This window comes from Oerskovia sp. USHLN155 (genome assembly GCF_037145535.1).
GTDB classification, from domain to species: domain Bacteria; phylum Actinomycetota; class Actinomycetes; order Actinomycetales; family Cellulomonadaceae; genus Oerskovia; species Oerskovia rustica.
Genome location: NZ_JBBCXG010000003.1, coordinates 285,696 through 307,905 on the forward strand (window position 1 = coordinate 285,696; position 22,210 = coordinate 307,905).

Annotated in this window: 12 protein-coding genes; 4 read left to right on the top strand and 8 right to left on the bottom strand. The window is 73.7% G+C overall.

The genetic code is table 11. From position 1 onward, the window contains the following. Positions 1–76 precede the first annotated feature (76 nt). The 5 genes from glgB to WFH32_RS06120 all read right to left on the bottom strand — a co-directional run bounded on the left by glgB (position 77) and on the right by WFH32_RS06120 (position 10,729). Positions 77–2,371, bottom strand: a complete 2,295-nt coding sequence (glgB, locus tag WFH32_RS06100; protein WP_336706516.1) for a 1,4-alpha-glucan branching protein GlgB — start codon at positions 2,369–2,371, stop codon at positions 77–79. A 72-nt stretch (positions 2,372–2,443) separates the two neighbouring features. Then, on the bottom strand, positions 2,444–5,254 hold the full coding sequence (locus WFH32_RS06105) for a glycoside hydrolase family 2 protein (RefSeq protein WP_336706518.1): 2,811 nt from the start codon (positions 5,252–5,254) through the stop codon (positions 2,444–2,446). 118 nt (positions 5,255–5,372) lie between these two features. Continuing rightward, on the bottom strand, positions 5,373–6,938 hold the full coding sequence (locus WFH32_RS06110) for a phosphotransferase (protein ID WP_336706519.1): 1,566 nt from the start codon (positions 6,936–6,938) through the stop codon (positions 5,373–5,375). Between the two features lie 33 nt (positions 6,939–6,971). Next, positions 6,972–8,771, bottom strand: a complete 1,800-nt coding sequence (gene treS / locus WFH32_RS06115) for a maltose alpha-D-glucosyltransferase (protein ID WP_191794092.1) — start codon at positions 8,769–8,771, stop codon at positions 6,972–6,974. Then, the gene (locus tag WFH32_RS06120; protein ID WP_442946312.1) at positions 8,768–10,729 is read right to left on the bottom strand and encodes an alpha-1,4-glucan--maltose-1-phosphate maltosyltransferase; all 1,962 of its coding nucleotides are present in this window, start codon (positions 10,727–10,729) and stop codon (positions 8,768–8,770) included. Before WFH32_RS06120 ends, treS begins: the two co-directional genes overlap by 4 nt. Before the next feature lie 318 nt (positions 10,730–11,047). Between WFH32_RS06120 and glgP the strand changes: the two genes are divergently transcribed. Continuing rightward, positions 11,048–13,633, top strand: a complete 2,586-nt coding sequence (gene glgP / locus WFH32_RS06125) for an alpha-glucan family phosphorylase (protein WP_336706520.1) — start codon at positions 11,048–11,050, stop codon at positions 13,631–13,633. Positions 13,634–14,085: 452 nt separating this feature from the next. Continuing rightward, positions 14,086–14,835, top strand: coding sequence for a hypothetical protein (locus WFH32_RS06130; protein ID WP_336706522.1), 750 nt, complete (start codon positions 14,086–14,088; stop codon positions 14,833–14,835). A 122-nt stretch (positions 14,836–14,957) separates the two neighbouring features. On the opposite strand, the gene WFH32_RS06135 is transcribed toward WFH32_RS06130, so the two are convergent. After that, positions 14,958–16,118, bottom strand: coding sequence for a hypothetical protein (locus tag WFH32_RS06135; protein ID WP_191797911.1), 1,161 nt, complete (start codon positions 16,116–16,118; stop codon positions 14,958–14,960). A 64-nt stretch (positions 16,119–16,182) separates the two neighbouring features. Between WFH32_RS06135 and WFH32_RS06140 the strand changes: the two genes are divergently transcribed. Then, a complete protein-coding gene (locus tag WFH32_RS06140; protein WP_336706524.1) occupies positions 16,183–16,947 on the top strand; it encodes a hypothetical protein in 765 nt (254 codons plus the stop codon). A gap of 117 nt (positions 16,948–17,064) precedes the next feature. Here WFH32_RS06140 and WFH32_RS06145 read toward each other — a convergent pair whose 3' ends face one another. Both WFH32_RS06145 and glgX read right to left on the bottom strand, forming a co-directional pair. Next, positions 17,065–18,837, bottom strand: a complete 1,773-nt coding sequence (locus WFH32_RS06145) for an FAD-binding dehydrogenase (protein ID WP_191797915.1) — start codon at positions 18,835–18,837, stop codon at positions 17,065–17,067. 89 nt (positions 18,838–18,926) lie between these two features. After that, positions 18,927–21,218 (bottom strand): glycogen debranching protein GlgX, encoded by a 2,292-nt coding sequence (gene glgX / locus WFH32_RS06150; RefSeq protein WP_336706526.1) that lies wholly within the window; start codon positions 21,216–21,218, stop codon positions 18,927–18,929. Positions 21,219–21,399: 181 nt separating this feature from the next. Here glgX and WFH32_RS06155 point away from each other — a divergent pair, with 181 nt between their 5' ends. Then, complete coding sequence (locus WFH32_RS06155; RefSeq protein WP_138823600.1) at positions 21,400–22,209, top strand: electron transfer flavoprotein subunit beta/FixA family protein; 810 nt, start codon at positions 21,400–21,402, stop codon at positions 22,207–22,209. Position 22,210 lies beyond the last annotated feature (1 nt).

Below are 22,210 nucleotides of genomic sequence, written 5' to 3' on the forward strand. Positions count from 1 at the left end.
CACGCACGACGGCGGCCGGCCACCTCGCACGAGGTGACCGGCCGCCGTCGTCGATGCCGCCGCAGGGCGCTCGGCGTCAGACCGGCTCCAGGTACAGCGCACCGAGCGGCGGGACACGCAGCGACACGGAGTGCGCCCGCCCCTTCCACGGGCGCGACTCGGCGTGGACCTCGCCCAGGTTCCCGACCCCGGAGCCGCCGTAGACCTCGGCGTCGGTGTTGAGGACCTCGCGCCACGCGCCGCCCTGGGGCAGCGCGAGCCGGTAGTCCTCGTGCGGGGTGCCCGCGAAGTTCACGACGACCGCGACCTGGTTCCCTGCGGCGTCGCGCCGTAGGTACGCGACGACGTTGTGGTCCGCGTCCTCGGCGTCGAGCCACTCGAAGCCCGCGGGGTCGTGGTCGAGCGCCCACAGCGCGGGCGTGCGCCGGTAGAGCTCGTTGAGGTCCCGCACCTGGCGCTGCACGCCCGCCCTGCCCGGGTCGCCGAGGCCGGCCCAGTCGAGGCTCGCGGCTTCGTTCCACTCGGTGTGCTGGGCGATCTCGCACCCCATGAACAGCAGCTGCTTGCCGGGGTGCGACCACTGGTAGGCCAGGAAGGACCTGACCCCCGCGCGCTTCTGCCAGTCGTCGCCCGGCATCTTGCCGTACAGGGACCCCTTGCCGTGCACGACCTCGTCGTGGCTGATGGGCAGGACGAACTGCTCGGAGTACGCGTAGACCATCGAGAACGTGATCTCGTGGTGGTGGTAGCGCCGGTTGATGGGCTCCTCGGCGACGTAGCGCAGCGAGTCGTTCATCCAGCCCATGTTCCACTTGAGCCCGAACCCGAGGCCGCCCGCGTCCGTGGGGCGCGTGACGCCGGGCCAGGCCGTGGACTCCTCGGCGATCATCATGACGCCCGGCGTGCGCCGGTAGGCGGTCGCGTTGGTCTCCTGGAGGAAGGCGATGGCCTCGAGGTTCTCGCGCCCGCCGTGGACGTTGGGGTGCCACTGGCCGGGGCCTCGTGAGTAGTCGAGATAGAGCATCGAGGCCACGGCGTCGACGCGCAGGGCGTCGACGTGGAACTCCTCGAACCAGTACGTTGCGTTGGCGACGAGGAAGTTGCGCACCTCGTTGCGGCCGAAGTCGAACACGTAGGTGCCCCAGTCGGGCTGCTCGCCGCGCAGGGGGTCAGGGTGCTCGTAGAGCGGCGTCCCGTCGAAGCGGGCGAGCGCCCACTCGTCCTTGGGGAAGTGGGCCGGTACCCAGTCGAGGATCACGCCGATCCCGGCGCGGTGCAGGGTGTCGACGAGGTACCGGAAGTCGTCGGGGTGCCCGAAGCGCGCGGTGGGGGCGTAGTAGCTCGTGACCTGGTAGCCCCACGAGCCGCCGTAGGGGTGCTCGGCCACGGGCATGAGCTCGACGTGCGTGAAGCCGGTCTCCAGGACGTAGGCCGTGAGCTGGTCGGCGAGCTCGCGGTAGCTCAGGCCCTGCCGCCACGAGCCCAGGTGCACCTCGTAGACGCTCACGGGGCCCGCGTGCGGGTCGCGGGCGGCGCGCTCGGCGAGCCAGGCGTCGTCGGTCCACTCGTGACCGGACGCGACGACGACGCTGGCGTTGGCGGGCGGCACCTGCGTGCCCTTGGCGAGGGGGTCGGCCTTCTGGAGCCAGGCGCCCGCGGCCGTGAGGATCTCGTACTTGTAGAGCGTCCCGGGCCCGATGCCGGGCACGAACAGCTCCCACACCCCCGTGTCGCCGAGCGACCGCATGGCGTGGGTGCTGCCCTGCCAGTGGTTGAAGTCGCCGATGACCCGTACCGCGCGGGCGTTGGGTGCCCAGACCGCGAACGCCGTGCCGCTCGTGGTCCCGGCCGCACCGGGCTCGCCGAGGACGCTCGGGTAGACCTTCGGGTTGGCACCCAGCACGGCCCACAGCTCTTCGTGGCGCCCCTCGCGGATCAGGTGCTGGTCCATCTCCCCGAGGCTCGGCAGGAACCGGTAGGGGTCGTCCTGGAGGGTCGTGGTCTCGCCGTAGCGCGAGCGGACGCGGTAGTCGGGCGCGTGCAGCACGGGTGGGGTCGAGGTGCCGGGCTCGGGCTCGTCGACGGCCGCGGGCACGACCGCGACCCAGATCCCGTCCTGCTCGTGCGTCGCGGCGAACTCGCCGTCGAGGGTCACGATCGCGACCTCGTCCGCGAGAGGACGCAGGACGCGCACCGTGGCGGCGCCCCCGGTCCGGCCGCCGGGCAGGGGCACCGCGGTCAGGTGCGGGCCGAGCACCGCGTGCGGACTGGCGGCCCTGCCCTGGGCGACGGCCGCGAGCCCGACCGGATCGGCCGGCACCACGGGGAGCGGTGGGAGGGAGCTGCTCGGAGTTGTCGATGACCCGGTCATGGCCCAACCTTTCCACGTCGCCGGGGTGCGTGCGTACTCCCCGCGCCGCGCGGGCGTGCGCTCACCCGGCGCTCATCGGCTCACGCCCGGCGTCGACGGTCGCGCGACGAGCTGGTTCGCGGTGCGCAGCACCCGGCGCGCGCCCAGTGCGAGCGGGTCGAGCGGCGCGGGTGAGGTCACGGTGAACGTCGCGGACTCGCCGGGCAGGAGCGTGACGAGCTGGTCGTCGACGGTTGCGTCGGGGTGCACCTTGTCGGCCAGCAGGGCGACGTCGCGCACGAGCGTCCGGGCCGTCACGGCGACCTCGTACCGGCGACCTCCTGCGGGCCCACGGTCCGCGGCGGTCTCGCGGATCGAGCCCGGCACGGGCGACGGTGCCGGGGCGTCCGAGGCGACCTCCCGTACCTCCACGTCCAGCCCGCCCTCGGCCAGCGCGCTGTCGCGCGGCTCCGCGAGGAACCACAGCCCGCGCTCGTCGCCGAGGGTCGCGACGACCACCTCGTCGCGGGCGCTCGCGGCCGTCGCGACGGCGCCCGGCAGCAGGAGCGTGCGCGTCTCGCGCGGCGCCAGCCCGACGGCGGTGCTCGCCTCCGCGAGGACCGTCCCGTCGTAGCGCACGCGCCGCTGGACGAGCGTCCCGCTCCACGGGTCGGGCGAGTCGTTGACGACGACCACCGCGAGCGCCGAGGGGCCGCCGGGGACGGGCGCGCCGCCGTCGGGCCGGCGGGGCTGGACCGTGACCAGGCGGTCGCGGTACGCGTGGGCGAGCGCGAACAGGGTCGGCTTGGCGCGGCCCGCGCCGTCGACCGCGGCCCACGACGTGACGGGCCAGCAGTCGTTGAGCTGCCACACGATCGCGCCCGCGCAGCGCGGGCTCCACGAGCGCATGTGCTCGATCCCGACCGTCATGGCGTTCGCCTGGTTGAGGGACATGGCCCAGTGCCAGTCGTCCATGTCGTCGGGCAGCGGGAAGTGGGGGAGGAGGCCGTCGGTCAGCTTGTCGTTGCCCTGCGCAGCCTTCTGGTGCACGAGCATCCCGGGGGACTCGGGCGTCAGCGGGTCGTCGGACAGGGCGTCGCGCAGGGTCGACCACGTGGGCGGGCCCTGCCAGCCGAACTCGGCGACGAAGCGCGCGACGTGGTCGCGATACACCTCGTAGCCCTTGCGGTTCCAGGCGTCCCAGACGTGCACCGAGCCGTGCGCGTCCAGGTTGGGGTGCAGGTCGACCGTGCCCGACCACGGGCTGCCCGGCGTGTACGGGCGCCCCGGGTCGAGCTCGGCGAGCAGCGCGGGCAGCAGCTCGGTGTAGTAGCCCAGGCCCCAGGTGCGGCCCTGGAGGCGTGGCTGCCAGTCCCAGTCGTGGAAGCCCCACAGGTTCTCGTTGTTGCCGTTCCACAGCACGAGGCTCGGGTGCGGGGACAGGCGCACGACGTTGTCGCGCACCTCGGCCTCGACCTCGCTGCGCAGCGGTTCCTCCTCGGCGTACGTCGAGCACGCGAAGAGGAAGTCCTGCCACGTGAGGATGCCGCGCTCGTCGCACAGGTCGTAGAAGTCGTCGGCCTCGAAGATCCCGCCGCCCCAGACCCGCAGCAGGTTGACGTTCGCCTGCTCGGCCTGGGCGATGCGCGCGGCGTACCGCTCGCGCGTCACGCGGTGGGGGAACGCGTCGTCGGGTATCCAGTTGGCGCCGCGCACGAACACGGGCTGGTCGTTGACGACGATCACGAACGACGTGCCGGGCTCGCCGTCGTGCTCGTCGGGGAGCATGTCGAGGCGCACGGTGCGGAATCCCACGCGCTGGCGCCGTACGTCGAGCGGCCCGACGGCGGCGCGCGCCTGGTGCTTCTCGGTCGCCTCGGCCGACGGCACGGTGGCCCCGGGGTCGGCGAGGAGCTCGACCGCGACCTCGTAGAGCGGCTGCTCGCCGAACCCGCGGGGCCACCACCGCCGTACGGCCGGGAGGTCGACGTCGACGAGCGTGGAGTCCTGCCCGGCCGGGACCCGGGCGGTCGTGACGAGCCCGTCGACGTGGACCGCGACGTCCAGCGGGCCGTCGACGCCGGGGGAGCGCTCGACGTCGACGTGGACCGCGAGGCGGCCGGGGACGGGGGCGTCGGGCGAGGCCGGGGCCCCGGCCGGGTGCGGCGCGTCGGCGGCCGGCCCGGCGACCGACGCCACGGGGCGCACGGCCGCGAGCCTCGCGCCCGACCACGCCTCGAGCGCGAGGGGGCGCCAGATGCCCGACGTCGCGGTCTCCAGGCCCCAGTCCCAGCCGAAGCTGCACGCCATCTTGCGGATCGCGTTGAACGGGTGGGGGTTGGTGTGGGGGCGGTAGCCCATGGCCACGTTCTGGGCGGCGGCGTACGCGAGCGGCGAGGAGAAGCGCACGACGAGCTCGTTGGCGCCGGGGCGCAGGTGCTCGTCGACGGGCAGGCGGTAGGTGCGGTGCTGGTTCGCGGTCTCGGCGAGCAGGTGGCCGTTGAGGGTCACGGCCGCGACGGTGTCGAGGCCGTCGGCGACGAGGTCGTGGCGCTCGTGCCCGTCGGGGGCCCACTCGAACGTGGTGCGGTACTCCCAGTCGCAGCGGCCGATCCACGCGAGGACGTGCTCGTTGTCGTCGAGGTAGGGGTCGGGGACGATCCCGGCCGCGAGGAGGTCGGTGTGGACCGTGCCCGGCACGGTCGCGGGTACGGGCGCGTGCACCTGGTCGGCGAGGTGCGCCGGGACGGGGCCGGCGACGGCGCGCGCGGTCCAGCCCGCGTGCAGCTCGCGGCGGGTCAGGGCCCGCGCGGCGTCGGCGGTGCCCGGGGCCTGGGCGGGCGGGGATGTCAGCGCTGTCATCGTCGAGTGCGCGAGGTCTGCAGAGGCCGGGGCCGAGGTCACGGGGAAGCTCCAGAGAGGTGAGGGGTCGTCGTCGAACCGCGGCACCATCATGCCTGGTGACGGCGGGTTTCCTGCGCAGCCGGCGGCCCGGCACGTCGGGCGACGGCCGGCCGCGCGGCTACCGCCCGCCCAGCAGCCGGTCCACCGCGGTGAGCGGGATCGGCTCCCACGCCGGGCGGTTGCGCGACTCGTACACGACCTCGTACAGCGCCTTGTCCAGGACCAGGGCGCGCAGCAGCGCCTCGGTCGTGGAGACCGAGAGACCCGCGGTCCCGTCGTCCTCGCCGATCTCGCGCCGGTACGCCTCGACGAACGCGGTGCGCGCCGTCGTCGTCCACCGGGGCGAGCGCGCGCCGCCGACGGCCGCCGCGTAGTCGAGCGAGCGCACGATCCCCGCGACGTCGCGCAGCGGCAGGTCCGGGCGGGTGCGCTCGGCCACGGGCCGCAGCGGCTCGCCCTCGAAGTCGAGGATCTTCCAGCCGTCACCGAGCGCGTGCAGGGCCTGCCCCAGGTGCATGTCGCCGTGGATCGCCTGGAGCACGGGAGGCGGTGCCTCCTCGCGGGCGAGGCGCTCGGCCACGCCGTCGAGGAACACCTCGACCTGCGCGGCGCGTCGCCCGAGAGGGGCGGACGAGGCGCAGGCCTCGCGGGCCCGACGGCGCAGGTCGCCCAGCAGCCAGCCCGCCTCGAGCGGTGGACCCGTGGGCAGCGCCTCGCGCAGGGCCCGGTGCATGCTCGCGAGCGTCCGGCCGAGGTCGGCCGCGAGGTCCGCGAACGACGAGTCCTGGGACGCGTAGGCGCACGCGAGCTCGAACCCGTCGCGCGCGTCCGTGACGAGCTCGCTCAGGACCGCGAGGTGCGCGGTCCTCGCCGGCCCCAGGTCAGGGGCTTCCGCCGGCACGTCGAGCGGCTCCCACGTCGCCTCGACCCAGCCGAGCGGGCGAGGCACGCCCGTCCAGCCGACGCGGGCCAACGCGTCGGGGACCACGACGTCCGGGTTCGGGCCGATCGCGATCGTCCGCAGGATCTTGAGGATCGACCCGCCCGCGACCCCGGGGAGGATCACCGAGGAGTTCGACTGCTCGCCGCCGACCATGCGGGCTCCCGTCAGGTCGACCGGTCGGTGCCCGGGGGCGTCGTGCCGGTCGGGGTCGCTCGGGCTTGCGTCGTCCGCCCGCTCGAGCGCGCCCAGGAGGGCCACCCACAGGTCGGGGTGCGTGGCGCCGTCGTGCACCGCGAGCGGGGCTGCGGAACCCTCGGAGCCGCTCGCCCTGCTCGCACCCCGCGGCCCGTCCGGCCGCCGCGCCGGCTCCGGCACGAAGCCGACCAGGCCCGGCAGAGGCGCGCCGGCCGTGCCCGCAGCACCTGACCCGCGGGCGTCGGCAGGCCGCGGGTCCGGGGCGAGCCCGCCCGCGGGCGTTAGGACCAACGGGACCTGGATCACCAGGTCCACCCCGTCGCCCACGATGCGCAGCAGGTGCAGCGTGCAGCGCTCGGTGAGCGCGAAGCTCATCCACGGCACGTGCCGCACCGCGAGGCCCTTGACGGGGTACCAGCGCTGCGCGGGCAGCCACGCGTCGAGGAGCCCGAGCAGCGGGTCGTCGGGGACCGGCACGCGCTGCGCCGACCCGAGCGGTCCGGGGCGCGACACGACGGGAGAGGACGAGACGGTCTTCGGCACCACGTCAGCTCCTTCTGCCGGGCAGGTCAGGGCGTCCTACGACACCGTGAGCCAGTAGAAGTCCCTCGAACCCCATGTCATCACGACGTCGCCGTCCTCGCCCACCGAGGGGAACGCGGCCCCGCCGAACACGTCGGTCAGGGTCGCGCCCGCGTGCTCCGGCAGGTGGATCGTGGCCGTGCGCGCGGTCGCCGAGAGGTTCGCGACGCACAGGATCGTCTCGGCCGCGTTGCGGCGCAGGAATGCGAGGACCGACTCGTTGTCCGTGCTCAGCGTGACCTGCTCGCCGTCGCCGAACGCCGGGTGCAGCCTGCGCACCGCGAGCATGCCGTGGACCCAGTGCAGCAGCGACGTCGGCTGCGCGAGCTGGTTCTCCACGTTGACGTACCCGTAGTTGTGCACGAGCGACTGGATGGGCGGCAGGTACAGCTTGCCCGGGTCCGCGGTCGAGAAGCCCGCGTTGCGGTCCGGGGTCCACTGCATGGGCGTGCGGACCGCGTCCCGGTCCGGCAGCCAGATGTTGTCGCCCATACCGATCTCGTCGCCGTAGTACAGGCACGGGCTGCCCGGCAGCGACAGCAGCAGGGCGTGCGCGAGCTCGACCTCCTTGCGCGAGTTGTCGAGCAGCGGCGCCAGGCGGCGCCTGATCCCGACGTTCGCGCGCATGCGGGGGTCCTGCGCGTACCACCCGTACATCGACGCGCGTTCCTCGGTCGAGACCATCTCGAGCGTCAGCTCGTCGTGGTTGCGCAGGAACGTGCTCCACTGCGCGCCCGCCGGGATGGGCGGGGTGTCGCGCAGGATGTCGACGATCTGGTTGGCCCGCTGGTCGCGGATCGCGTAGAAGATGCGCGGCATGACGGGGAAGTGGAAGCACATGTGGCACTCCGGCTCCTCCTCGGTGCCGAAGTAGTCCACGACCTCCGCGGGCCACTGGTTCGCCTCCGCGAGGATGATGCGTCCCGGGAACTCGGCGTCGACCATCTGGCGCACGCGCCGCAGGAACCGGTGCGTCTGGGGCAGGTTCTCGCAGTTCGTGCCCTCGGCCTCGAACAGGTACGGGACCGCGTCCAGACGGAACCCGTCCACGCCCACCTGGAGCCAGAACCGCGTCACGTCGAGCATCGCGTCCGCGACGCGCGGGTTCTCGAAGTTGAGGTCCGGCTGGTGCGAGAAGAACCGGTGCCAGAAGAACTGGCGCCGGACCGGGTCGAACGTCCAGTTGCTCGTCTCGGTGTCCACGAAGATGATGCGCGCGTCCTCGTACCGGGTGTTGTCGTCGCTCCACACGTAGAAGTCGCCGTACGGCCCCTCAGGGTCGGCGCGCGACGCCTGGAACCACGGGTGCTGGTCGCTCGTGTGGTTCATGACCAGGTCGATCACGATCCGGATGCCGCGCGCGTGCGCCTCGGCGATGAGCTCCGTGAAGTCCGCCATCGAGCCGTACTGGCCCGCGATGGCCGTATAGTCCGCGACGTCGTACCCGCCGTCCCGCAACGGCGACGGGTAGAACGGGGGAAGCCAGAGGGCGTCGATCCCGAGCCACTGGAGGTAGTCCAGGCGCTCGATCAGCCCGCGCAGGTCTCCCGAACCGTCGCCCGAGGAGTCCGAGAACGCGCGGACCAGGACCTCGTAGAACACGGCCGTCTTGTACCAGGCGGGGTCCGCCGAGAGGCCCGAGCGCTGCGCCGAGGGAGCCGCGGGCTGGCGCCGCGGGGGCAGCGCGCCGACGGGCAGGGGCGCGGTCGTCGGCGCGACCGGGGCGGGCCCCGCCGCGGGGCCCGCGACGCGCGCGGCCGGGCCCGCGGCGCGTGCCGAGAACGGCGAGCTGCTCATGGTGTCCTCACGTGGATGACGTGCGCCACCTGCTCCTGCGGGACCAGCCTCACGTAGACGTCCTCGCCCCAGCCGTACGACGCCCCCGACAGCAGGTCGTGCGCGACGAACTGCTGCTCGGGCGCCAGGCCCAGGGCGGCGAGGTCGAGGTGGACCATGGACTCCTGCGTGCCCCACGGGTCGAGGTTCACGACCACGACCACGGTGTCGGCCGGCACGACCGTCCCGTCGGGCGACACCCTCTCGGGCAGGTGCCGCGAGAACGCGAGGACCTGGTCGTTGCTCGTGGGGTGGACCGTGAGGTTGCGCAGCTGGCGCAGCGCCGGGTGCTCGCGTCGCACCTCGTTGAGGCGGGTCAGGAGGGCCGAGATGCCGATCTCCTCGGCGAGCGCCCAGTCGCGCGGCCGGTACTCGTACTTCTCGTTGTCGATCTGCTCCTCGACGCCGGGGCGCGGCACGTTCTCGACGAGCTCGTAGCCCGAGTAGACGCCCCACGTGGGGGAGCCGAGCGCCGCGAGCACCGCGCGCACCGCGAACCCCGCGACGCCGCCGTGCTGCAGGTAGGGCGGCAGGATGTCGTGCGTCGTGGGCCAGAAGCTCGGGCGCATGTAGGACCCCGCAGGCCCCGAGACCTCGGTCAGGTACTCGGCGAGCTCGGTCTTCTCGTTGCGCCACGTGAAGTACGTGTAGGACTGGTGGAACCCGATCCGCGCGAGCGTGTGCATCATCGCGGGCTTGGTGAACGCCTCCGACAGGAAGATCACCTCGGGGTTCGTCGCGCGGACCTCGGCCAGCAGCCACTCCCAGAACGGGAGCGGCTTGGTGTGCGGGTTGTCGACGCGGAACGCCGTGACGCCCCGCGCGATCCACACCCGCACGACGCGCAGCACCTCGGCGTAGATGCCCGCCGGGTCGTTGTCGAAGTTGAGGGGGTAGATGTCCTGGTACTTCTTGGGCGGGTTCTCGGCGTACGCGATCGAGCCGTCGACGCGCGTCGTGAACCACTCGGGGTGCTCGGTGACCCACGGGTGGTCGGGCGAGCACTGGAGCGCGAGGTCGAGCGCGACCTCCATGCCCAGGCGCCGGGCCTCCTTCACGAACGCCTTGAACGTGCGCTCGCTGCCGAGCTCGGGGTGGATCGCGTCGTGCCCGCCGTCCTTCGAGCCGATCGCGTAGGGCGACCCCGGGTCGCCCGGCAGCGCGGTCAGCGAGTTGTTGCGGCCCTTGCGGTGCGTGGTCCCGATGGGGTGCACGGGCGTCAGGTAGACCATGTCGAAGCCCATCGCGGCGATCGCGGGCAGGCGCCTGGCCGCGGTCGTGAACGTCCCGGACCGCCACGTCCCGTCCTTGAGGCGTCGCGCGCCCTCGGAGCGGGGGAACATCTCGTACCAGGCACCGGCGAGCGCGAGCGGCCGGTCCACCCGCAGGGGATACGTGCCCGACGGCGTCACGTGGTCCCGCAGGGGCGTGCGACCCAGGGCGTCGCGCACCTCGGGAGACAGGGCTGCCGCGAGCCGGGCCGGGGAGGGGCGCGACGGGTCCGCGAGGGCCGCGGCGCCGTCGTGCAGGGTCTTCGCGTCCTGCGGGCTCAGGCCCTCCAGGGCCGTGATGCGCTCGAAGAGCGCGACGCCCTCGGCGAGCATGAGCTCGACGTCGATGCCCGCCGCGACCTTGATCGCCGCGTCGTGCGCCCACGTGCCGTACGGGTCGGACCACGCCTCGACGCGGAACGACCACGCGCCCGTGGCGTCGGGCGAGAGCGTCGCGCGGAACCGGTCGAGGCCGGGGGCCACGTCGACCATGCGCGCCCACGAGTGGTCCGAGCCGTCCGGGGCGACGAGCACCGCGGTCGCCGCGACCGCGTCGTGGCCCTCGCGGAAGACCGTGGCCTCGACCGGGACGACCTCACCCACCACGGCCTTCGCGGGCCACCGGCCCCCCTCGACCACGGGGGACATCTCGACGACCGGGATGCGCCCGATCGGGGCCGGCGGGGCGATCGGAGGAGCGAGCGGAGGGACCGTCGCAGCGACGGAGGACACGATCGAGGGAGCGGCCGGCAGGGGCGCCGGCGCCGAGGTCACGGGGGTCGCGGAGTTCTCAGGCACGAGCACAAGGTATCGAGCGCGGGCGAGGTGCGGCACCCGCTGGGCGGGTGTGGCGCGCAACCCGCGCCGCACGCCCGCCCGGCCGACGGGTGAAACGGGCCGACGCCGACGAGAGCACGCGGTAGGCAAAGGGTGTACAGCGGCCCACAGTTGCGTACTGTCGGACCCGTGAGAGCGATCAGACGTTTCACCGTCCGCACCGTCCTGCCCGCCGAGCTGCACGACCTCGACGAGCTGTCCCTCAACCTGCGCTGGTCCTGGCACACGCCCTCGCGTGAGCTCTTCAGCACGATCGACCCGCAGCTCTGGGAGTCCGTGAAGCGCGACCCGGTGGCGCTCCTCGGCGCCCTCGGGCCGGACCGCCTCGCGGCGCTCGCAGCCGACCAGGAGTTCGTCGGCCGCGTCCGCGCGGCGGCAGCGGACCTCCACCGCTACCTCCAGGACCCGATGTGGTACCAGGAGCAGGCCGCGGGCGGCGAGGAGCTCCCGCAGGCGATCGCCTACTTCTCCCCGGAGTACGGCATCACCTCGGTCCTGCCCCAGTACTCGGGGGGCCTCGGCATCCTCGCGGGCGACCACCTCAAGAGCGCCTCCGACCTGGGCGTGCCGATCGTCGGCGTCGGCCTGCTCTACGGCGCCGGCTACTTCCGCCAGTCCCTCACGCGCGACGGCTGGCAGGTCGAGACCTACCCGCTGCTCGACCCCGACGGCCTGCCGCTGACGATCCTGCGCGAGGACGACGGCACGCCCGCGCGCGTCTCGATCGACCTGCCCGGCGGGCGCGTGCTGCACGCGCACGTGTGGGTCGCGGCCGTCGGGCGCGTGCCCCTGCTGCTGCTCGACTCCAACGTCCCGGGCAACGACGAGGCCGCACGCAAGGTCACCGACCGCCTCTACGGCGGCGGCGGCGAGCACCGCCTCCAGCAGGAGCTCCTGCTGGGCGTCGGCGGCGTGCGTGCGCTGCGCCTGTGGTCACGACTGACCGACGCGCCCGAGCCCGAGGTCTACCACACCAACGAGGGCCACGCCGGGTTCCTCGGCGTCGAACGCATCCGCGAGCTCGTGACCGGTGCGGGGCTCACGTTCGACGCGGCGCTCGAGGCCGTGCGGGCCGCGACCGTGTTCACGACGCACACGCCGGTCCCCGCAGGCATCGACCGGTTCGGCCGGGACCTGATCGCGCAGTACTTCGGTGGCGACAACCAGATCCCCGGCATCGAGGTCGACCAGGTGCTCGCGCTCGGCGCCGAGGACTACGAGGGCGGTGACCCCACGGTCTTCAACATGGCCGTCATGGGACTGCGCCTGGGCGGACGCGCCAACGGCGTGTCCCTCCTGCACGGCGAGGTCTCGCGCGGAATGTTCAACGGCCTCTGGCCGGGCTTCGACGCGCGCGAGGTCCCCATCACGTCCGTGACGAACGGCGTCCACACGCCCACCTGGGTCGACCCGCGGCTCGCCGCGCTCGAGGCCGAGCGGCTCGGGCTCGACGAGCTCACGGCCGACACGGCGTCGTCGGGGTGGCTCGACCCCGCCGGGGTGAGCGACGAGGGGCTGTGGGGCATGCGCCGCGAGCTGCGCGGCCAGCTCGTCGACGAGGCCCGCAACCGGCTGCGCCGGTCCTGGCGCGAGCGCGGGGCCAGCCCGGCCGAGCTCGGGTGGGTCGACGAGGCGCTCTCGCCCGACGTCCTGACCATCGGGTTCGCGCGCCGCGTGCCGACGTACAAGCGCCTGACGCTCATGCTGCGCGACCCCGAGCGGCTGCGGTCGCTGCTGCTCGACCCCGAGCGGCCCGTCCAGCTCATCGTCGCCGGCAAGTCCCACCCCGCCGACGACCAGGGCAAGCGGCTCATCCAGCAGCTCGTCCGGTTCACCGACGAGCACGACGTGCGCGGGCGCATCGTGTTCCTGCCGAACTACGACATCGGCATGGCGCAGTCGCTCTACCCGGGCTGCGACGTGTGGCTCAACAACCCGCTGCGCCCGCTCGAGGCCAGCGGCACGTCGGGCATGAAGTCCGCGCTCAACGGCGGCCTCAACCTGTCGATCCTCGACGGGTGGTGGGACGAGTGGTACGACGGCGAGAACGGTTGGGCCATCCCCACGGCCGACGGCGTCGAGGACAACGACCGCCGCGACGACCTCGAGGCCGCCGCGCTGTACGACCTCATCGAGACCCAGGTGGCGGCACGGTTCTACGACCGTGACGAGCGGGGCGTGCCGGTCCGCTGGCTCCAGATGGTGCGGCACACGCTTGCGACCCTCGGCCCCAAGGTCCAGGCCACGCGCATGGTCGCGGACTACGTGCACCGCCTGTACGGGCCTGCTGCCGTCGCAGGGCGCACGCTCAACGGGCCGGGGTTCGAGCCGGCGCGCGAGCTCGCGGCGTGGAAGCAGCACGTGCGCGGCGACTGGTCGCACGTGCGCGTGGACCACGTCGAGTCGAGCGGGATCCGCGAGGTGCCGCAGGTCGGCGACCTGCTGTCCGTCAAGGCCTACGTGTCCCTGGGGGACCTGCAGCCCGGCGACGTCGAGGTGCAGGTCGTCCACGGCCGCGTGACAGAGGCCGACGTCATCGAGTCGTTCACGGCGGAGCCTCTCGAGCTCGCCGACACGTACGAGGCCGGACGGGCGGCGTTCGCCGGTTCCGTGCGTCTCGAGGCGTCGGGGCCGTTCGGGTACACCGTGCGCATCGTGCCCAAGCACGAGGGCCTGGCGAGCGTCGCGGAGCTCGGGCTGGTCGCGAACGCCTGACCCGCTGTGGTGCCGAGGTAGACCCGTGTCCGGGGGGGGGGGCCCCCCCCCCGGTGGCCCCCCCCCCCCCCCACGGGTCTACCTCGTGGCGCACGAGTCTGAGCATTCAGGCCGCATTGGCCGCGCCCACAGGCTGCTCAGCGATCCACAGCCGCCATCGCGGGCCCCTGAAGACCCGCGATGGCGGCCACGATGCGCGGATGAGATCCAGCCCCCCACCGCCCATTCCCGCTCGCCCGTCACAGGGGCCCGCTCCGCTACGACCCGTCGATCTCAGCCAGCTCACTCCTCGTCGACTCCCCGACGCCGAGACGTTCCGGGGCGACGAGCGGACGCGACTGGAGCGGAGGCTGCGATCAGGAGAGGTGCGGCGGGTCCGCCGTGGCGTCTACGTCGCACCCTTGCCGACGGATGCCCCGGCCCTGGCTCGGCAGGCCGAGGTTCTCGCGGAGATGAGAGGTGTCGTGAACCGGCTCACGACTCCGTTCTGGTTCAGCCATGTGAACGCGGCACTGCTGTGGGGGTGCTGGACGTGGCGCCTCGCGGCCGAGGTGCACGTCACGCAGCTCGGACACCCGAAGGTCCGGAGCGGCGACAGGGTCCTTCGGCGGCACTGGACCGACCTGCCGGTCCGTGACAGGTGCGCGCTCGACGGGCTGCCTGTGACGGGACTGGAGCGAACCGTCGTCGACTGCCTCCGGGGGCTGCGCGAACCGCAGGGGATCGTGATCGCCGACTCGGCGCTGCGGATCGGAGCCCGGACCGAGGTCCTGGAGACGGTTCTCGAGGAGTCCGCCGGGAAGAGGGGAGTCGTCCGCGCGCGCCGGGTGCTCGCCGCGGCGGACGTTCGGTCAGAGTCTCCGGGAGAGTCCCTCGTCCGATGGTTCGCGGTCGACGCCGGATTGCCAGCGCTCGACCTGGCGATCCCTGTCGCTACCTGGCTCGGAGCATTCTGGCTCGATCTCGGCTGGCCCGACCTTCGCATCGGGATCGAGTTCGACGGCGCGGTCAAGTACTCCGGCGGGCGCTACGGAGAGCCCGGGGAGCGGTTGCTCGCGGAGAAGCGCAGGCAGGACGCGCTGGTGGAGGCCGGGTGGACGATCATCCGGGTCACCTGGGCAGACCTGTCGGATCCGGAGCGGCTCGTGGCCCGGCTGCGCGCCGCCCGTGAGCGAGCGCGGGCCCGCCACACGCCGAGGTAGACCCGTGTGGGGGAGGGAGGGCGGGCCGGGGGGGGGGCGGGCGGCCCCCCGGGGGGGCCGGGGCGCGGGGGGGGGGGGGGGGCGGGGCGCCCCCCCCCCCCCCCCGGCCCCCCCCCCGGCGCTCAGGCTGCGGTCGAGGCCTCGGCCCCCAGCAGACCCACGTAGCGCACCCTCGTCGCGAGCACCTCCCGCAGCTGCTCCCCGATCCCCTCGACGAACTCCTCGCGGTACACCGCGTCGACCTGGACCGAGATCGCGTAGTACAGGCCGGTGAACGTCGCGATCGCCACCGACACCCGCACGAGCGTCTGCGTGACCACGAGCGTCGTCCCGGACAGGTCGAACGTCAGGAGCACGCGTTGCCCGTCGATGCCCCACAGGTCCATGACCTCGGGCGTCACGGTCAGCGTCCCGAGCGCGACGAAGAAGATCCCCATCCCGGCGCTGACGACGAGCACCTGCAGGAGCTGGGAGACGCCGATCATCGCGGCCACGTTGAACCGTTGGCTGCGGGTCAGGGGCGGCAGGTCCGCGGCCCCCGGCACCCCCTCGGCCGCCGTGCACAGCGCTCCTCGCGCCTCGGTCGGCAGCCGCAGTCCCACGAACAGCACGACGAGCAGCGCGAAGAACGTCCCGAGGATCACGCCCGCGGCCCCGCCGGTCCGGCTGAAGACCTGCCACACCTCGGCGTTGTAGAACAGCACGAGCGAGAAGACCATGAGCAGCGGCAGGAGTCGGACGAGCCGCATCAGGGACGCCCCGAGCTCGTCCGCGATGCGCGCCAGCCCCCACCACAGCGACGAGCCCAGCCCGTACGCGACCACGACCCACACGAGCCCCAGCAGCAGCAGGTTCCCGCCGGCCGTGACGAGCGCGGCCCGCCACTCGCCCCCGAACACCGCGGGCAGGACCGCAGGCACGAGCACGAAGAACGCGAGCTCGGGCCCGCCGACGTCCTGCGGCAGCGTCGACCAGTGCCGTCCGCGCAGCGCGTTGAGCCCCGCGTACGCCGCGGCGAGCAGGACCGCCCCGCCCGCGACCGCGAGCAGGTTGCCCCACCAGGGCCACCCCTCGTTCAGCGCCCCGGTGAGCTCGAGCAGCAGCACGACCACGAGGAACGGCGCCGACCGCCCGAACACGTCTCGCCGCGCCGAGTGGTCCTCGATCAGCAGCGGCAGGCCGTTGCGCCGCAGCACGCGTTCGCACCCGGCGACGTCGAGGTGGGCCACGTCCGGCCCGTGGGCCGCAGGGCCGGGGGGAGCGGCGTCGTCGGGCGGGGTCATGCGGGGAGCGTACCGGCGCGCGCGACCGGTGGCCGGGCGGCCTCGCCACGGCTACGTTCGCCTCATGCCCGACGACGCCACTCACCTCCCCGGCCTTCCCCCGCCCCTCGGCGGGGTCGCGTGGGACGACGACGCGTCGGCCGGTGACTGGATCGGGCCCCGAACGGGTGATCCGGGGACGGTCGGCGGGTGTGTCCCGTCGGGCTTCGCGGCATACGCACGCATCCCGGACGCGCCCGCGTGGTCCGACGAGGACGAGGGCATGGGGTCGCTCTACCTGGGGCACGGCGGCAGGTCCGGCCCCGAGCAGATGGACCTGCTCCTCGAGGCCCTCGCGCCGTTCACGGGCGACCAGGAGTGCCACTTCGCGCTGTGGACCGGGTACGGATGGCTGTACGACCACGGGACGCGGCCCGAGGACTCGACGTCGTTCGCCGCGCTGACGTACGCGATCGACGACGTGGGCGAGGGGGACGCACCCGGGTCGTCGTTCGCGCTCGCCCAGGCGCGGGCGCAGGCCGCGGCGCACGCCTTCCGGGCCGCACGCCAGGTCGAGCGGCCCGCCGCACCGATGCTCGCGCTACCGCACCGCGACTACCACCTGTGGCACGGTCCGCTCGCGCAGGCGGCGGCGTTCGCGTCGCTCGACCAGTCGCCGACGCTGTGGTGGCCGGACGACCGGTCGTGGTTCGTGTGCACCGAGCTCGACACCGTGGCCACCGACCTCGGGGGCAGCGAGGAGCTGGTCGCGGCGCTGCTCGCCGTCCCCGGTCTGCGCGTGTCGCGCGTGAGCCCGGACGACTCCGTGCAGATGCCTGCGGACTGGTGACGGGCCCGGACCCGCAGTCGAGGTAGACCCGTGTGTGCGAGGTAGACCCCCGGGCGGTCTACCTCGCGCACACGGGTCTACCTCGGCAGGCCGCGACCCGCCGTCGCGGCCGTGGCCTCACAGGCTCCGTGCGAGCGCTCGGCCCACGGTCCGCCCCGAGAACAGGCAGCCGCCGAGGAAGGTCCCCTCGAGCGCCCGGTGACCGTGCACGCCCCCTCCTCCGAACCCGGCCGCCTCGCCCGCGGCGTACAGACCCTCGAACACCGAGCCGTCGGGGCGCAGCACGCGACCGTCGGTGTCGGTGTGCAGGCCGCCGAGCGTCTTGCGGGTCAGGACCGAGAGCCGCACCGCGAGCATCGGACCGTCCTTGGGCGTCGTGAGCGGGCGCGGCGGGGACACGCGGATGACCCGGTCCACGAAGAACTTGCGGGCCATGGCCGTCGCGACGACCTGGTGGTCCTTGCCGAGGCCCGAGCGCACCTGGTCGTCGCGCAGCCGCACGAGCCGTTCGAGCTCTTCGGCGTCGATGTGCCCCTGCGACCCGGGGGTCGCGTCGGTCAGGGCGTTCATCCCGGCGGCGAGCTCGGTCGGGTTCGCGCCCCACACGAACTCGGGGGACTCGGCCGCGAACCGCGCCACGGGACCGACGGCCCCGGGCAGGACCCGCTGCGCCAGGAGCCGCACGCTCCGGCCGGTCAGGTCGGGGTTCTGCTCCGAGCCCGACAGCGCGAACTCGCTCTCCATGATGGCCTTGTTGAGCACGAACCAGGAGTGGTCGTCGCCGCGGGCCGTGACGTGCTGGAGCGAGCCCAGGGCGTCGAAGCCGGGGAACAGGGGCGAGGGCAGCCGGTGGCCGTGCGCGTCGACCCACAGCGACGAGGGGCCGGGCAGGATGCGGATGCCGTGGTCGGTCCACACGGGCGAGTGGTTCGCGATGCCCTCGGGGTAGTGCCACATGCGGTCCTCGTGGACCAGGGCCGCACCCGCGTCGCGAGTGATGCCGAGCAGCAGCCCGTCGGTCGAGTCAGGGACGCCCGAGAGCATGCGCGCGGGCAGCACGCCGGCGGACGCAGGCCAGTTCGCGCGGACCAGGTCGTGGTTCGCGCCGATCCCCCCGGAGGAGACGACGACGGCGCTCGCCGACAGCTCGACCTCGCCCACGACGTCGCGCACCGAGGGGGCGCCGCGCTCGGCAGGGTCGTCGGCCAGGATCTCGGCGCGCACGCCGGTCACGGCGCCGTCGGTCACGACGAGCCCGGTGACGCGGTGGCGGAAGCGGATGTCGAGGAGGCCCGCCTCCCGGGCGTCGAGCGCGGCGCGGACGAAGGGTTCGAGGATGCCGGGCCCGGTGCCCCAGGTGACGTGGAAGCGGGGCACGCTGTTGCCGTGGCCGCCTGCGGGGTAGCCGCCGCGCTCTGCCCACTGGACGAGCGGGAACCAGCGCACCCCCTTGGCGTGGAGCCACGAGCGCATGTCGCCCGCGGCGAAGTCGACGAATCCGCGCGCCCAGGCGTAGCCCCAGCGGTCGGGTCCGTCGCCGTCGGCGGCGCCGGGGGCGAAGTTCGCCGACCCGAGCCAGTCGTCGAGCGCGAGCTCGGGGGTGTCCTTGACGCCCATGCGGCGCTGCTCGGGGGAGTCGACGAGGAAGAGGCCGCCGAAGGACCAGAAGGCCTGGCCGCCCAGGCTCGCGGCAGGTTCCTGGTCGAGCAGGATCACGTGGCGCCCCGCAGCCGTGAGCTCGGTGGCCGCGACGAGGCCCGAGAGCCCGGCGCCGACCACGATGACCTCGGCGTGGTCAGGGCCGGACCGGCTGGGAGCGCTCCCGTGGGCGGGTGTGCCCGACGGGACGGCGTTGCTCGCGGAAGGGATGCTGACGTCGTTGTCACTCATGCGCAGAGACTAGACCCCGCGCCCCGCCGCGAGGTAGAGGCCAGCCGTCGAGGGAGAGGTCCCCAGCCCTCTCCCTCGACGAGCCCCCTCTACCTCGGCGAGAGATAGACCTGCAGGCTGAGCGGCTCCAGCAGGGGCCGCGGCCCTCCTGCGGGCTCGTGCGTCTCGGGGCCCACAGGCCTGCCGCCCTCGCCCGGGTGCTCCCAGTCGGAGTCCCACGCGAGCTCCCACGCGGTGCTCCCGGCCCCCTCGGCAGCCCCGGGCGCCGGGCGTCCCGGCACGCCCGCGAGCGTGACCTCGACCGTGTCGAGCGCACCGTTGAGGACCAGGAGCACGTCGCGGTCGCCCGCACGCGGGCCGGTGCGCAGCATCTGCAGCACGCGGAACCCGGGGTCGTGCCAGGCCGCGTGGTCGAGGGGGTGACCTGCGGCGTCGAACCACGCGAGGTCCGGCACCGCGTCCTGCGCCGAGTGCCGGGGGCGGCCGTGGAAGAACGTCTCGCTGCGCAGCGCGGCGTGCTCGCGACGCAGCCCCAGGAGGTGGGTCGTGGTCGCGAGCAGGTCCTTGCGCCAGGGGGACAGGTCCCAGCTCACCCACGACAGCGGCCCGTCCTGGCAGTACGCGTTGTTGTTGCCGCGCTGGGTGCGTCCCATCTCGTCGCCCGCGGTGAGCATCGGGGTCCCGGCCGCCAGGACCTGGGTCGCCATGAGGTTGCGGATCGAGCGGCGGCGAAGAGGCGCGATCTCGACCCCCGGCTCGAAGCCCTCGACCGTCATCTCCTCGTTCTCGAGGCGCCCCTCGAAACCGTGGTTCCAGGACCGGTTGTCGTCGCTGCCGTCACGGTTGCCCTCGCCGTTGGCCTCGTTGTGCTTGTGCTCGTAGGCGACGAGGTCCGCGAGCGTGAACCCGTCGTGGGCGGTGACGAAGTTGACCGACGCGACGGGCCCGCGCATGAGCGGCGGGTCGCTGTGCCCGAAGAGGTCCGCGGACCCGGCCAGGCGGGTCGCGAGCTCGCGCACGCCCTGGCCGGGGCGTCCGTGCGAGGCCTCGCGCGGGTCGGCGAGCCAGAACTGGCGGACGGCTCCCCGGAAGCGGTCGTTCCACTCGGCCAGCGGGGCGGGGAACTGCCCGGTGCGCCACCCGCCGGGGCCGACGTCCCACGGCTCCGCGACGAGCTTGAGGCCGTTCAGCACCGGGTCGGTCTGGAGCGCCACGAGGAACGGGTGGTCGGGGTCGAACCCGGCCGGGCCGCGACCCAGGGTCACGGCGAGGTCGAAGCGGAAGCCGTCGACGCCGATCTCCTGCGCCCAGTAGCGCAGCGAGTCGAGCGTCAGCTGGACCACCCGAGCACGCCGGAAGTCGAGGCTGTTCCCCGTCCCGGTGACGTCCGCGAGCTCGGCCGGGGACGCGCCGTCGTGCAGGTAGTAGACGGGGTTGTCGAGGCCGCGCCACGACAGGTGCGGGCCGTCCGCCCCGCCCTCGCACGTGTGGTTGTGCACGACGTCGAGAAGGACCTCGAGCCCGGCCTCGTGCAGCAGGTGCACCATGCCGCGCACCTCGTCGACGACGGCGCCGGGCCCGGCCTCCTGCGCGTCGCGCGTCGCGTACGGGGCGTGGGGGGCGAAGAAGCCCGCGGTCGAGTAGCCCCAGTAGTTGGTGAGCCCCTCGGCCACGAGGTGCGGCTCGGTCAGGAACGCGTGGATCGGCAGCAGCTCGACCGTCGTGACGCCCAGGGCCTTCAGGTGCGCGATCGTCGCCGGGTGCGCGAGCCCCGCATAGGTGCCCCGCAGGTGCTCGGGCACGGCGTCGAGCTGCATGGTCAGGCCGCGGACGTGGGCCTCGTAGACCACCGTGTCGGCCCACGGCACGTGCGGCCGGCGCACGGGCTCGTGCCCGGTGCGAGGAGCCACGACGACCGAGTGCGGCACGTGCGCCGCCGAGTCGCGCGGGTCGGCCGGACCACGGACGTCGCCCACGAGGGTGCCCGAGGCGTCCCGCTCGGTCACGTGGCCGCGAGTGGACGGGTCGTCGTCGAGCTCGCCCACGATCCCGCGTGCGTACGGGTCGAGCAGGAGCTTCGCGGGGTTGTACCGGAAGCCGGCCGCGGGGTCCCACGGGCCCTCGGCCCGGAAGCCGTAGCACTGTCCCTCACCCACGCCGGGGACGTGCCCGTGCCAGACGCCGTGGGTCGGCCCGTCGAGCGCCACACGCCGTTCGTGGATCTCGCCGTCGGGCGAGACGTCGAGCAGGCACAGGTGGACGGCGCTCGCGTGCGAGGCGAGCACGGCGACGTCGACGCCGTCACCGGCGAGACGGACGCCGAGCCGGGGGACCGGGCCGTGCGAGGGGCGAGGGCGGGGGGAGGGGGCAAGCGCTTGCACCCCTCCATTGTGAGGCCCGCATGTGGACGGCTCGTGCTCACCAGGTGGTCGTGCGCGAGATCTCACCCGGTTCCGCGGCGGTGCCCGGTAGGGTTTCGCCTGTGCCACACCTTCCACGAAGGGCTGTGGCGTGCGGGTACCACCCGGGTCCACCGTCGTCCCAACCACGGAGCACATCACGATGAGGATCGTCGTCGCCGTCAAGTACGTTCCCGATATCCACGCCGACCGGCGGTTCGACGCCGGACGAGTGGTGCGATCGTCCGAGGAGGGGACCCTCAACGAGCTCGACGAGAACGCCATCGAGGCCGCGCTGCGCATCGTCGAGTCGCTGCCGGAGGCCGAGCAGGAGACCTCCGAGGTCGTCGTCCTGACCATGGCAGGCCCCGAGGCCGACACCGCGATCCGCAAGGCCTACCAGATGGGCGTCGGCCGCGGCGTGCGCGTCAGCGACGAGGCGCTCGCGGGCTCCGACTACTTCGGGACCGTCGCCACGCTCGCTGCGGCGATCCGCAAGATCGAGGAGGAGGGGCCGGTCGACCTCGTCCTCACCGGCATGGCGGCTCTCGACGGGCTGGGGTCCGTGGTCCCCGTGCTGCTCGCTGCCGAGCTCGACCTGCCGCAGCTCACGCTCGCGGGCAAGCTCGAGGTGGACGTCCAGGCCCGCACGGCCCAGGTCACGCGCGAGCTCGACGACGCGCTCGAGGTGCTCTCGGCCCCGCTGCCCGCCGTGGTCAGCGTGACCGACCACGCCAACTGGCCGCGCTTCCCCAACTTCAAGCTCATCATGGCCGCGCGGACGCAGCCGATCGAGGTCTGGGACCTCGCGGCGCTGGGGCTCGACCCCGCGACCGTGGGCGACGCCGGAGCCCGCACCCGCGTCCTCGCCGCCACGCCGCGCCCGCCGCGCCCCGAGGTCGAGGTCGTCGTCGACAAGGGCGAGGGTGGCCGCGCGCTGGCCGAGTTCCTCATCCGCAACGACCTGGTCTGAG

Bases quoted from the DNA above. Each gene is read 5' to 3' on its own strand.
- WFH32_RS06130 (WP_336706522.1), top strand. From the start codon at position 14,086: ATGAGAGGTGTCGTGAACCGGCTCACGACTCCGTTCTGGTTCAGCCAT.
- WFH32_RS06145 (WP_191797915.1), bottom strand. From the start codon at position 18,837: ATGAGTGACAACGACGTCAGCATCCCTTCCGCGAGCAACGCCGTCCCG.
- WFH32_RS06135 (WP_191797911.1), bottom strand. From the start codon at position 16,118: ATGACCCCGCCCGACGACGCCGCTCCCCCCGGCCCTGCGGCCCACGGG.
- treS (WP_191794092.1), bottom strand. From the start codon at position 8,771: ATGAGCAGCTCGCCGTTCTCGGCACGCGCCGCGGGCCCGGCCGCGCGC.
- glgB (WP_336706516.1), bottom strand. From the start codon at position 2,371: ATGACCGGGTCATCGACAACTCCGAGCAGCTCCCTCCCACCGCTCCCC.
- WFH32_RS06140 (WP_336706524.1), top strand. From the start codon at position 16,183: ATGCCCGACGACGCCACTCACCTCCCCGGCCTTCCCCCGCCCCTCGGC.
- WFH32_RS06120 (WP_442946312.1), bottom strand. From the start codon at position 10,729: ATGTCCCCCGTGGTCGAGGGGGGCCGGTGGCCCGCGAAGGCCGTGGTG.
- WFH32_RS06155 (WP_138823600.1), top strand. From the start codon at position 21,400: ATGAGGATCGTCGTCGCCGTCAAGTACGTTCCCGATATCCACGCCGAC.